Raw genomic sequence first — 12488 nt, forward strand, 5'->3', positions numbered from 1 at the left:
GGGGTGAATCTTTCTCCCCGCCACCCCCCCCGGTGCACCCTGGGGTTCCAACACTGTGGGTACCCGGGGTCTGGGGCGGAGCCCCAGTTGAGGGAAGGGGCGGGGAACAGCCCGCCGCGGGCGTCAAGACCCGCCGGACGCCCCCTGAACTAGCCCGCCTTCTTGACGAACTCGGTGGTGTAGGTCTTCTTCAGATCCACCGTGGCGTTCTTCAGATTGGGGTTGAAGGCCTTGAGGACGCGCTCGACGGTCGCCGGGCCGTCCGCCGGCATCACCCCGTCCTTGGTGAACATCGGCAGGGTGCTCTTGATGGCCTCCGCGTAGAGCTTCGCGCCGCCCTGCGCGTAGTCGCTCGGCATCTTGGCGGCGATGTCCTCGGCCGAGTGGGTGGACATCCACTTGAGGGTCTTCACGAAGGCGTTGGCCAGCTTCTGCACCGTGTCCTTGTGGCCGTTCACCCAGTCGGTGTTCATGTAGAGCGAGGAGGAGGGGTACAGACCGCCGAGTGCCCGCTTGGAGCCCTCGGGTGTGCGCATGTCGATCAGGACCTTGCCGATCTTCTGCTCCACGATCTGGGCGACCGTCGGATCGGTGGTCATCCCGCCCTGGATGGAGCCCTGCTTGAGGGCCGAGATGAAGGTCTGGCCCGCGCCGACCGCCACCGGGGTGAACTCGCTGGTCTTCACGCCGCTGTCGACCGCGAGGTACTTGGTGAGGAAGTCCGTGGAGGAGCCCAGACCGGTGACACCGAGCTTCTTGCCCTTGAAGTCCTCGGGCGACTTCAGCTCGCCCGCCGCCTTGTTGGAGACCACCTCGACCTCGCCGGGGGCCTGGGCGAGCTGGACGACGGACTCCACCTGCTTGCCCTTGACCTGCAGATCGAGGGTGTGGTCGTAGAAGCCGACGACGCCCTGGACATCGCCCGCGACCAGCGAGGTGGTGGCCTGGACCCCGGCGGGCTCGGTGAGCAGCTGGACCTTGAGGCCCTCCGCCTTGAAGTAGCCGAGCCGCTGGGTGAGCATCGCGGGCATGTAGATGACCTTGTCCAGGCCGCCCACCATGATCTTGACCTTGCCGTCCTCGCCGCCGGAGGCGCTGGAGTCGCCGCCGCAGGCGGTGAGGGTGGTCAGAGCGAGCGCCGCGGCGACGGCGGCCGCGGAGAACTTGGCACTGCTGCGCATGAGGTCACGTCCTTGTGAGCGGTGATGAGCGGGGAGAAGGGGGGTGGGCTCAGCGGGAGCCGGGAAGCAGGAGGCGCGCTCAGCCGGAGCCGGGAAGAAGGAGGCGGGCTCAGCGGTCCTCGCCGGGCTGGGCGGGCTTCCAGCGGAAGAGCCGCTTCTCCAGGAAGGTCAGCAGCCCCTCGGCGAGCAGGGCCACCACGGCGAGGATCACCATGGCGGCGTACACACCGGCGGCGTTGAAGGTGCCCTGCGAGGAGGACACCAGCAGGCCGAGCCCCTTGGTGGCGCCGATGTACTCGCCGACGATGGCGCCGATGAGGGCGAAGCCGAAGCTGACATGGAGGCTGGTGAAGATCCATGAGGTGGCGGAGGGAATCACCACCTGGAGGGTGACCTGGCGGTTGCTCGCGCCGAGGATCCGGGAGTTGGCCACCAGATTGCGGTCGACCTCCCGGGCGCCCTGGAAGGCGTTGAAGAAGACGGGGAAGAAGACCAGGACGACGGCCGAGGCCACCTTCGAGGCCGGGCCGAGGCCGAACCAGATGAGGAAGATGGGCGCGAGCACGATCCGCGGCAGCGCGTTGAGCACCTTGATGTACGGGCCGAGCACATCGGCGAGGAAGGCGATCCGGCCGAACGCGATCCCCAGGACCACACCGGCCACGACGCCGATGCCCCAGCCCAGGAGCGCCTCGTAGAGCGTGTACCAGATCTGCTCCCACAGCGAGCCCTGGGCGGTGCCGTGCAGCGCCCACTGCTTGAGCTGCTCCCAGATCTTCGAGGGCATCGAGAAGTTGAAGGGGTCGATGACGGAGGCGCGGGCCAGCCATTCCCACAGCCCGATGACGCCGAGGAGCACCAGGGCCCGGGTGCTCTGGACGAGGATGGCGCGGTTGCGGGCGGCGCGCGCCCGGGCTTTGGAGCGCTCGGTACGGGGTGTCTTGCCGACGGCGGGGGCGGCCGTGGCGGAGATGGTCTCAGGCATCGACGGCACCCCTCTCACGGGTGATGCGGACCTCTTCGCCGAGCGAGGACCAGATCTCCCGGTAGATCTCCACGAACCGCGGCTCCAGCCGCACCGACTCCACCTTGCGGGGCCGGGGCAGATCGATCTCGAAGACCTCCTTGACGGTGGCCGGTCCGGCCGTCATCACCACGACCTTGTCGGCCAGGGCGATGGATTCCTCCAGGTCGTGGGTGACGAAGACGACGCATGCGCCGGTCCCCGCCCACAGCTCCAGGAGTTCGTCCGACATCAGCGCGCGGGTCTGGACGTCGAGCGCCGAGAACGGCTCGTCCATGAGCAGGATCTCGGGGTCGTTGACGAAGGTGGACGCGAGCGCCACGCGCTTACGCTGGCCGCCCGAGAGCTGGTGCGGATAGCGGTCCTCGAAGGAGGTGAGGCCGACCCGGGCCAGCCACTCACGGGCCCGCTCCTTCGCCTCCGCCTTGGGCACACCGCGGAAGCGCGGGCCGGCCATCACGTTCGACAGCACGCTGCGCCAGGGGAACACCGCGTCCTGCTGGAAGACGAAGCCCACGTTGGAGGCGATGCCGCGGACCGGCTCACCGGCCACCAGCACATCGCCCTCGGTGGGCTCCTCCAACCCGCTGACCAGCGTCAATGTCGTGGACTTGCCGCAGCCGGTGGGCCCGACGACGGCGACGAACTCACCGTGTCCGACGGTCAGGTCCAGATCCCTGACCGCGGTGTGGAGGGCCCCGGACGGTGTCCGGAACGCCTTGCTCGTTCCCCGCAGCTCGATGGCGGGGCTGGTGTGGCTGCTCATGGCCGGGAGAGTAGGAGTGAGCCGCGCCACAGCGGCAGTCTTGTGAGCACAACGCGCCCTTGCGCTCACAAACCGCGTTCTGCTCGTTTTGCTCGCGCCCGCGCAACGAAAACGCTACGGAGACTGGGCATACGCCCCGGGCGCCTTTACGGTGCCTTCACAGCACCATAAACGGACGAAGCACTACCGCTCGCGTACGGGACCAAACGGGACCTCGAGACGGGAGACAGGGGGCCCATCATGCGTATCCGATGGCCCCGGCGTGTCTCCGGCCAGGTACTCGCCGCGCAGCTGTCCATCACCGCCGGGGTGATGGTGCTGGCGACCGCGCTGTTCCTGGCCCCCCTCAGCTCCGAGATCGACAACCAGGCGATGCACCAGGCGCTCGCCATCGCCCAGACCACCGCGGCCGATCCGGACATCGCCCGGGACCTCTCCGCCACCAAGCCCACCCCGTCGGGTCCGGTGCAGCGGGCGGCGGAGCGGATCCGCCAGTCCACCGGGGCGCTGTACATCGTGGTGATGGACTCCCGTGGGGTGCGCTGGTCGCACACCACCACCGCCCGGATCGGCGAACACGTCTCCACCGATCCGCGCGAGGCGCTCTCCGGCCGGGAGGTCCTCCAGATCGACGTGGGGACGCTCGGCCGCTCGGCCCGCGCCAAGGTGCCGCTGCGGGCCCGGGACGGCCGGATCATCGGGGCGGTGTCGGTGGGCATCGGCTACGGCAGCGTGCGCGACCAGCTGCTGGCGGCGGTGCCCCGGCTGCTGCTGTACGCCGGGGCGGCGCTCGCGGTGGGCGTCCTCGCGGCGATCGCCGTCTCGCGCCAACTGCGCCGCCGCACCCACGGTGTGGCGTTCGCGGACATCTCGGCGCTGCTCGACGAGCGGGAGGCGATGCTGCACGGCATCCGCGAAGGGGTGGTGGCCTTCGACCGGCGGGGCCGGATCCGCCTGGTCAACGACGAGGCCGGACGGCTGCTCGGGATCCACCCGGACGCCACCGGACGCACCCTGGAGGAGTCACTGCCCCCGGGCCGTACCACCGATGTGCTGGCGGGGCGGGTGGACGGGGCGGATCTCCTGACCGTCAGCGGCGGCCGGGTGCTGGTGGCCAACCGCATGCCGACCAAGGACGGCGGGGCGGTGGCGACGCTGCGGGACCGCACCGAGCTGGAGTTGCTGGGCCGCGAGCTGGACAGCACCCGCGGACTGCTGGACGCGCTGCGCGCCCAGGACCACGAACACGCCAACCGGCTGCACACCCTGCTGGGGCTGCTGGAGCTCGGACTGCACGAGCGGGCGGCGCAGTTCGTGGCCGAGCTCACCAACGCCCGGCGCGCCTCGGCCGAGCAGATCTCCGAACGGGTGCACGATCCGATGCTGTCGGCACTGCTGGTCGGCAAGTCGGCCATCGTGGCCGAGCGCGGGGTCGCCCTGCGGATCTCCCCCGCGACGCGGCTGCCGGGGCGAGTGGTCGATCCGCGCGATCTGGTGACCGTGCTCGGCAACCTCATCGACAACGCCCTGGACGCGGTGGCCGCACACCGCTCGCCCACCCCGCTCATCGAGGTCGAGCTGAGGGCCGAGGGCACCACCGCCGTGCTGCGGGTGAGCGACACCGGTCCAGGAGTGCCGCCGGGGATGCGCGAACAGATCTTCACCGAGGGCTGGTCCACCAAACGGCCCGCCCCTCCCGGCTCCCCGGACGGCCCCGATGCCCACGAGGCGTCCGCCGCGGTGTCGCCGCGCGGCCGGGGCATCGGACTGGCCCTGGTACGACGGCTGGCCGAGCGATACGGAGGGATGGCCCGGGTCACCGCCCGGGCGGGTGGCGGGGCGGTGTTCACCGTCGTCCTGCCCGAGGCCCTCACCGGGGACGACACACCCACGCATGAGTTCACCGCAGCAGGAGAGTCACGATGATCGACGTTCTTGTCGTGGACGACGACTTCCACGTCGCCGAGATCAACGCCGCATATGTGGCCCAGGTGCCCGGCTACCGGGTCACCGCCCGCGCCCATACCGCCGCCCAGGCCCTCGCGACCCTCGAACGCATCCCGGTCGACCTCGTCCTGCTCGACCACTACCTGCCGGACGAGACCGGGCTGACCCTGGTGCGCCGGATGCGCCAGCTCGGCCACCACGCCGACGTCATCATGGTGACGGCGGCGTGTGATGTGGCCACCGTGCAGGCCGCCATGCGCCATGGCGCACTCCAGTACCTGGTCAAGCCGTTCAGCTTCGCCGGGCTGCGGGCCAAGCTGGACGGCTACGCGGCGCTGCGCCGCACCCTCGAGGGCGTCGGTGGGCGCGGCGAGACCGGCCAGGAGAGGGTGGACCGGATCTTCGGCGCCTTCGCGGCCGCCGACACCTCCGGTCCCGCCCTCCCCAAGGGCCACTCCGCACCCACCGTCGACCTCATACGCCGGGTCCTGGACCAGGCCGATCACCCGCTCTCCGCCCATGAAGTGGCGGAGCGCACCGGCATCAGCCGCTCCACGGCCCAGCGCTATCTGAAGTACCTCGAGCATGCGGGCCGTATCAGCCTCACGCTCAAGTACGGGGACACCGGCCGTCCCGAACACCGCTACACATGGGTGGCGGTGAACTGACGGCACCCTCAGCTGGTGGCCGTGGCCTCGTACAGGCCACGGCCGGAGCGCTGGGCCCGGTCCGAGGAACGCAGCCGCTCGAGGGTGTTGCGCACCGAGTTCACATTGGTGCGGGACTCGTCGCGGCCCAGGGCCTCGTTGACCTCGGAGGCCCGCATGGGGCGGCCGGCCTTGCGCAGCGCGGTCAGCACGCTGTCGGCGAGCCCGGTGGACCGCTCGGAGGTGGTGGCCGTCTCCTTGGTGGCCTTCTCCGCCGGCTTCTCCGCGGCCTTGGTGCTCTTGGCGGTCTTGGCCGTGGCCTTGGTGGCCTTCACCGTGGCCTTGGCGGACTTGGGAGCCTTCGCCGCGGTCTTCGCGGCGGTCTTCTTGGCGGCGGTCTTCTTGGCCGCCGCCTTGGTGCCCCGTCCGGTGGCCGGCGCCTTGCCCGCCTTGCCGCCACTGCGCTGACGGCCGATGGCCGCCTTGCGGGTGGCGGCGGAGGTACGGCCGGTGGTGGCCGTGTCCTCGGCGGATTCCGGCGCGGTGGCCTCGGCCGTGGCCTCGGTGGCCGGTTCCGCGGCCGGCTGGGCCACGGGCTCCGCCACCGGGGCTCCGTTGCCGCCCTGCTCGGGCACCGCCGAGGTGGAGAGCGTCTGCAGGCTGCTCAGGGCGGTGCTGACCGCCTCCAGCCGCTGGGTGACGGCCTCCAAATCACCCTTGAGTGCCTCCTGTTGCTTCTGCAGCTGAGGGAGTTCGGCCTCCAACACCTCGATGGTCGAACCGACACTGCTGTCCGCGCTCAACGCGTTCACTTCACTTCGTCCCCTTTCTGGGCGTCTGCGCCCATCGCAGCAGCGATTATGCCTGCTGTCAGTGGTGTGCGGTGCCCTGTGTGCCACTACGCAAAACAACCACACATGTCTCAGCACCCCATCAGAGGCCAACTTTCGGTGAAAAAACACGTCTGTGGAACCACGCCCGCACCGCCGATGTCATCCGGAAGGGTGGCGCCGCAAACGCGGTGACGACGTGTCAGGCCCCCGTTTCCAGGGTGCCATCACATAGGTGGTAGAAACACCGTACCTGTCCGAGGAAACCGAGGTAGTCGAGGTAGTCCCATGAAGTTGCGCTGCGCCGTGCTCGACGACTATCAGGACGTGGCGCTGTCGGCGGCCGACTGGTCGGGGGTGCTCGACGCGGTGGACGTGGTGCCGGTCCATGAGCACATCGCCGGTGAGGAGGCCGTGGCCGAGGCGATCGGGGACTGCGAGATCGTGGTCATCATGCGGGAGCGCACTCCCTTCCCCGCGTCGCTGTTCGCCCGGCTGCCACGGCTGAAACTGCTGGTCACCACGGGGATGCGCAATGCGTCGGTGGACCTGGAGGCCGCCGCCCGCCATGGCGTGGCCGTATGCGGCACGGGCGGCGACTCGCGACCGCCAGCCGAGCTCACCTGGGCGCTGATCCTGGGGCTCGCCCGCCATCTGGTGCCGGAGAGCACGGCGCTGCGGGACGGCGGGCCATGGCAGAGCACCGTCGGCACCGAGCTGCACGGCCGCCGTCTGGGGTTGCTGGGTCTTGGCAGGATCGGCGCCCAGGTGGCGCGGGTCGGCCGGGCCTTCGGCATGGAGGTGGCCGCCTGGAGCGAGAACCTGACGGCCGAGCGCGCGGAGGCGGCGGAGGTCCGGGCGGCGGACTCGAAGGAGGAACTGCTGGAGACCAGCGACATCGTCTCGGTGCATCTGGTGCTCAGCGACCGCACCCGTGGGCTGCTGGGCGCGCCGGAACTGAGGCGGATGCGTTCCACGGCGCTCCTGGTGAACACCTCCCGCGCCGCGATCGTGGACCAGACCGCGCTCGCGCAGGCGCTGCGGGACGGCTGGATCGCGGGCGCGGGCGTCGATGTGTTCGAGCGGGAGCCGCTGCCGCCGGGCGATCCGTTCCGTACGCTGCCCAATCTGCTGGCCACCCCGCATCTCGGCTATGTCACCCGGGACAACTACGAGCGGTTCTACGGCGATGTGGTGGAGGACATCAGCGCCTATCTTCAGGGCGCGCCGATCCGCCGTCTGAGCCCGCCCGAACCGGCCGGCTGACTCGACCCCGAGGAGCGCCAAGGGGGCGTATTCCAGGACGCGTTGGAGCCGGTCGGCGACCTCGCCGACCTTGTTCGAACGTCCCGTACCCAACCACTCTTCGCCTGCCCGGGCTGAAAGCGACGCATGCCCTCCGCCCGGTGGACACTATTCCGTTTCGCCTTCGTCATACCGGACAGGCTGCCTGGCACGGACAACCCATCGGCCCGCACAACAGACCGGTGCCCGGTCCACCGACCCGGCACCGCGGACGGAGGGAAACGTGGCTCACAGCACATCCGGAAGGCCGACGACCGACGGGGCATCGGCCGGGCAGGACGCCCTACGGCACGGCGACGGCGGCGGAGGACCGGGGGCCCCGCCACCGAGCCGGCGCGGCATGCTCTCGGTGGCCGCGGCGGCCGGGCTCGGCCTGCTCGCCGGCTGCGGCGAGGAGTCGGCCGGCTCCACCTCCGGAGCGGGCCCGCGGGGGTCCACGAAGGCGGACCGCTCCCCGTCCGCCACCCCGTCCAAGCCCTCCCCCACCCCGAAACCGCGGCCCGAGCTGCCGCGAGGCGGCCGGGAGCTGTCCCGCTACCGGCTGGTGGGCTACTGCGGGCTGCCCGGGGCCGCCGCGCTCGGCCGGCTCGGTGTCGGGGACCTCGACGACCAGGTGCGGCAGATCGAGAAGACCGCCCGCGCCTACGCCGCGGACCGTGAACCGCAGCCGGTGCTCGAACTCCTCGCGACCGTCGCCAACAGCAGCGCGGGCCCCGACGGCACCTACCGCTCACGCACCTCCTCCGACACGATCCGCCGCTTCCACGACGCGGCCAAGCGCCACCGTGCCCTGCTGCTGCTGAACATCCAGCCGGGCCGGGCCTCGGTCCTCGGCGAGGTCAAGGCGCTGCGCGAATGGCTGGTCCACCCCGATGTCGGCATAGCCCTGGACCCGGAGTGGGAGATGGGTCCGGGCGAGGTGCCGGGGGACACCTACGGCCACACCAGCGGCAAGGAGCTCACCGATGTGGCCCGCTATCTCTCCGGGATCGTCGACGAACACGACCTGCCGCAGAAGCCGCTCGTCTTCCACCAGGTGGCCGTGTCCGTCGTCGGCGACCAGTCCCGCTTGCGCCCGCAGCCGGGTGTGGTGCTCATCAAGAGCGCGGACGGCATAGGTTCGCCGGGGATGAAGCGCGACACCTGGCGGCAACTGGTCAAGAACCAGCCCGAGGGTGTGCGCACCGGCTTCAAGCTCTTCTACGAGGAGGACACCGAGGGGAGCCGGCTGATGACCCCGGAGGAGGTGCTGGCCCTGCGGCCACGCCCGGACTACGTCATGTTCGAGTGACCACGGCGGCCCGCGCCAGGAATTCGGCGGCCCGCGTCACGCGCGCGGCCGCCGCCGCGCCGCGGGGGTGAGACCCCCACGGGGGCCGCCCCCAACTTGCGCGGCGCCCGATCCCCCCCCCCCCCCCCAACCGGCCCCCCCCCGCACACACACCCACACCCCCAACCGCCCACGCCACCCCCCCCACGCCCCCCGCGCGCGGCCCCCCCCGGCCGGAAGGCGGCCGGGGGCGGCTGGGGAAGGAGCGCTCAGGGGCGTGGCGCCGTCTGCACGGTGAGGGGTTCCTGGGTGGCGACGTCGCCGGGGCCACGGCGGGTGAAGCGCATGGCCACACAGGCACCCGCGTACAGCACGGCCACCACCAGCAGCAGCGCCTGATAGCCCGTGAGCAGGGCCAGATACTCCAGGGTGCCGCCGAACAGGGAGCCCAGCAGATTGGCGCCGAACGCCGACGTGGGGTCGGCGGCCGCCGCCAGCCGGTCGGAGAAGATGAGGTTGGCGCAGAAGATGGGGGCGAAGGCCAGCGCGATCGCGGCGGCCAGCCGGGGGGCGAAGGGCAGCCCCAGCACCACATGGGACGGGACCAGCCAGGCGATGGCGAGGCTGGCGAACAGCATCAGTTGCAGCACCAGCTGATTGACCCGGCGCAGCCTGCGCCGGACCTCCACCGCGCACAGCACGGCGAGCAGCACCCCCGCGAAGACCATCGCGTTGACCAGCCAGGTGGTGCCGAAGTAGAGGGCGAACCCGATCACGTTCTTGGTCTCCAGCAGCATGAACGCCGCACCGAGCAGGAACATGTCCACGTAGCGGGCGGTGCGCCTCAGCCGGACCCCGGTCAGCCGCACCGACACCAGCGTCACCAGCAGGATCGCGCCCAGCACCCCGATGTAGAGGGTGGGGATGGTGCGGTGCAGCAGATATGGGAAGGGGTGGTCGTCACCGGCGGCCGAGGGCACCGGGCCGGAGGGGCGCCACGCGGAGGCGGTGCAGGACTGGTCGCTGGAGGTGACACCGGCCACCAGGATGGCCGCCTTCTTCCCTCCGTAGTGGGTGATGCAGGGGGCGTGGCCGAAGACGGAGGTGAGCGTGGAGCCGAACCGGTCGATGAGCCAGTTCTGCCGGTAGTAGTTGTACATGGCGAACGCGCCGCCGGGGGCGAGGTGGCGGTGTGCCGCCTCGAACGCCTGCCGGGTGAACAGATAGCTCTCCAGGCGCAGGTTGCTCGCGCCGGACACCAGGGTCAGGGAGTCCGGCAGGGCGAGGACGACCAGGTCGTAGCGGGTCTTGGTGCGCTCGAGGAAGGCCCGGCCGTCGTTGATGTGCACGTGCACCCGGGGGTTGTCGTAGGGTCGGGCCGGGTGCAGTGACGCGCCGATCTCCTGCAGCCGGGGGTCGATCTCCACCGCGTCCACCCGCCGGGCGCCGTGGGCGAGCGCCATCGCCACGTCGTTGCCGTTGCCCGCCCCGATGACCAGCACTCGGCGGTGGGAGTTGCGTGGGGTCTCGCGGTAGGGCCGCTCGTACGGGGAGTCGGGGCGTCTGAGCACCTTCAGCGGGGCGATGGACTGATGCGGTACGCCATTGGCGGAGATCTTGTAGTCCCGGCTGCCGGAGGTCGGCCGGGTGACCTCGATCTTGTAGTACGGGGACCAGGAGATACCGCTGGCCGCCGTCTCCAGCGCCAGGATGGCCACCATCAGCGCGAGCGGCACCGCGTATCTGATGGTGTTGCGGCGGCCGCCGAGGGTCAGCAGCGCCGCCGCGGCGATCACCCCCCACACCACCGAGGGTGCGCGCAGCCACGACAGCAGCGCGAAGGACACCGAGCCGGTGAGCGAGCCCAGCAGGTCGAAGCGGTACGCCTCCAACGACGGCAGCCGACGGAACTGATCGGCCGTCATTTTCCCGATGGCCATCATGATCAGCGCCGTCAGCCCGAAGAGCACCGGCAGGGTCACCCACTGGGGCAGGCCGGTGGTCTTCACGGCGGTGAAGTAGATGACCTCGCCGCTGGTCTGCCGCACCTGCACGGGGAACTCGCGCACCAGGACGACGAGAACGGCGAGCGGGACGGGCGTCCAGCGGGTCAGCCACTGCCCACGGCCGGCGGGCAGCAGGAATCCCAGGCCGATCCCGAGGAACGAGCCCAAGAGGATGAAGTTCGAGAAATAGCTCAGATGGACGATATTGGCGCCGGTCCACCGGATCAGCGCCAGCTCGACGAAGAGCATGGTGGCGCTGGCCAGCAGCAGCCTCGCGCGCACGTTTTGCGGTCCTGGGCTGTGCTCCATGTCGGCCACGCTGTCATCCGGGGCGAGGCAGGTCGAGCACCCACACGGCCCGTGCCGTCGGCCGGATGGCGGGCGTCCGGCAGATCGGAAAGTGGCTCCCGCCGCTCGCCCTCCGACCGCGCGAGGCCCCGCCACCCCGCCACCGCCGCGGCCGTCGGTGCAGGTCAGCGGCGTGGCTTGGGGTGCGGTGCAACGGCCGTACGGGGTGGGGTCCGCACGCCTTGGCACATGTCCTGGGTACGCTCCCCCGGCCACCGCCGTACGGCGTTCGGGTCATGGCCCGGCCGGTGTCCGTCACCTGCCCGGGCCAACGGCGGACGCCCGCGCGGAGGAGGCGGACCCGGATGGCGGAGCGGGGTGGCGCCGGGTGCGCCTGGCGAGGACCACCGCCGCGGCCATGGTGCCGGCGAGCACGCCCCAGGAGACGAGGTCGCCCGTGCGGGAGTACGGGGTGCGCGAACCGTGGACGGGAACGTCGGCGTACCAGACGCCCGCGTCGGTGGTGGTGTCCTGCGTGGACAGCAGCCGTCCGGTGGCGTCGTAGGCGCTGGACTGGCCGTTGAAGTCCTGCCGGACCAGCGCGTAGCCGTTCTCGATCGCGCGCAGCCCGGCCATGGCGGTGTGGGTGCGCCCCATCTCGGGCCAGTCGCCGCCGGGGACGAAGACGATGTCGGCGTCGATGTGATTGCCCGCCGGAAAGTCGGCGTCGTAGCAGATGACGTTCGCCAGCCGGCCGTACGGGGTGTCGACGACGGGCACGTGGCCGTCGCCGGGTGTGTAGATCTCGAGCCCGGGGATGGGCCGGGCCTTCTCGTAGTCCCACAGCTTCCTGCCGTCGGGGCCGAAGAGATGGGTCTCGTCCCTGCCGTGGGGTGCGTCCGGCAGATAGGTCAGGTCGGCCACCAGGAGATAGACGTTGTGCGCGTCCGCTGTCGCCGATGCCTGCCGCAGGTACGTGCGGTGGTCCTCGTCGGCCACCCGCGCGGCGTTCTCCGACCAGACGACGATCCGCGCACCGGCCGCGGCCGCCCGGGCGGTCTGGCGGAAGAGGTCGTCGAGGAGCGGTCGCATGGCCCGGCGCACATCGGCCCGGTCGACGCGGCGCGGGTCGGTGACGGCGAGCCGGGAGGCGCCGTGCACCGCCGTCACGGGGGGGATGGGCGCCCGGGGCGGGGTTTCACCCGCGCCCCGGACGGTGTGGCC

General features: G+C 71.0%; 10 protein-coding genes. 4 read left to right on the forward strand and 6 right to left on the reverse strand.

Annotated elements, in window-relative coordinates; all coding sequences use genetic code 11:
* Nucleotides 1–149: 149 nt before the first annotated feature.
* From ACFXB5_RS14685 to ACFXB5_RS14695, 3 genes are all read right to left on the reverse strand, one after another.
* On the reverse strand, nt 150–1181 hold the full coding sequence (locus ACFXB5_RS14685; RefSeq protein ID WP_385207067.1) for an ABC transporter substrate-binding protein: 1032 nt from the start codon (nt 1179–1181) through the stop codon (nt 150–152).
* 109 nt (nt 1182–1290) lie between these two features.
* Nucleotides 1291–2166, reverse strand: coding sequence for an ABC transporter permease (locus ACFXB5_RS14690; protein ID WP_385207070.1), 876 nt, complete (start codon nt 2164–2166; stop codon nt 1291–1293).
* Nucleotides 2159–2971, reverse strand: coding sequence for an ABC transporter ATP-binding protein (locus ACFXB5_RS14695; RefSeq protein ID WP_037959268.1), 813 nt, complete (start codon nt 2969–2971; stop codon nt 2159–2161). The genes ACFXB5_RS14690 and ACFXB5_RS14695 overlap by 8 nt, the downstream gene beginning before the upstream one ends.
* A gap of 240 nt (nt 2972–3211) precedes the next feature.
* Between ACFXB5_RS14695 and ACFXB5_RS14700 the strand changes: the two genes are divergently transcribed.
* A complete protein-coding gene (locus tag ACFXB5_RS14700) occupies nt 3212–4897 on the forward strand; it encodes an ATP-binding protein (protein ID WP_385207073.1) in 1686 nt (561 codons plus the stop codon).
* Nucleotides 4894–5586, forward strand: a complete 693-nt coding sequence (locus ACFXB5_RS14705; RefSeq protein WP_385207076.1) for a response regulator — start codon at nt 4894–4896, stop codon at nt 5584–5586. Before ACFXB5_RS14700 ends, ACFXB5_RS14705 begins: the two co-directional genes overlap by 4 nt.
* An 8-nt stretch (nt 5587–5594) precedes the next feature.
* On the opposite strand, the gene ACFXB5_RS14710 is transcribed toward ACFXB5_RS14705, so the two are convergent.
* Nucleotides 5595–6377 (reverse strand): prephenate dehydrogenase, encoded by a 783-nt coding sequence (locus ACFXB5_RS14710; RefSeq protein WP_385207079.1) that lies wholly within the window; start codon nt 6375–6377, stop codon nt 5595–5597.
* 306 nt (nt 6378–6683) lie between these two features.
* On the opposite strand from ACFXB5_RS14710, the gene ACFXB5_RS14715 reads away from it, so the two are divergent.
* Nucleotides 6684–7661 (forward strand): D-2-hydroxyacid dehydrogenase family protein, encoded by a 978-nt coding sequence (locus ACFXB5_RS14715; RefSeq protein WP_385207082.1) that lies wholly within the window; start codon nt 6684–6686, stop codon nt 7659–7661.
* Between the two features lie 262 nt (nt 7662–7923).
* Entirely contained in the window at nt 7924–8991 is a 1068-nt protein-coding gene (locus tag ACFXB5_RS14720; RefSeq protein WP_385207085.1) for a hypothetical protein, read from the forward strand.
* Nucleotides 8992–9239: 248 nt separating this feature from the next.
* Here the strand turns inward: ACFXB5_RS14720 and ACFXB5_RS14725 are convergent, their stop codons facing one another.
* Both ACFXB5_RS14725 and ACFXB5_RS14730 read right to left on the reverse strand, forming a co-directional pair.
* Entirely contained in the window at nt 9240–11258 is a 2019-nt protein-coding gene (locus ACFXB5_RS14725) for a spermidine synthase (protein WP_385207088.1), read from the reverse strand.
* 321 nt (nt 11259–11579) lie between these two features.
* A partial coding sequence (locus ACFXB5_RS14730) for a nitrilase-related carbon-nitrogen hydrolase (protein WP_385207091.1) occupies nt 11580–12488 on the reverse strand: 909 nt, incomplete at its 5' end.

Source organism: Streptomyces sp. NPDC059455, from assembly GCF_042750115.1.
GTDB lineage: Bacteria > Actinomycetota > Actinomycetes > Streptomycetales > Streptomycetaceae > Streptomyces > Streptomyces endocoffeicus.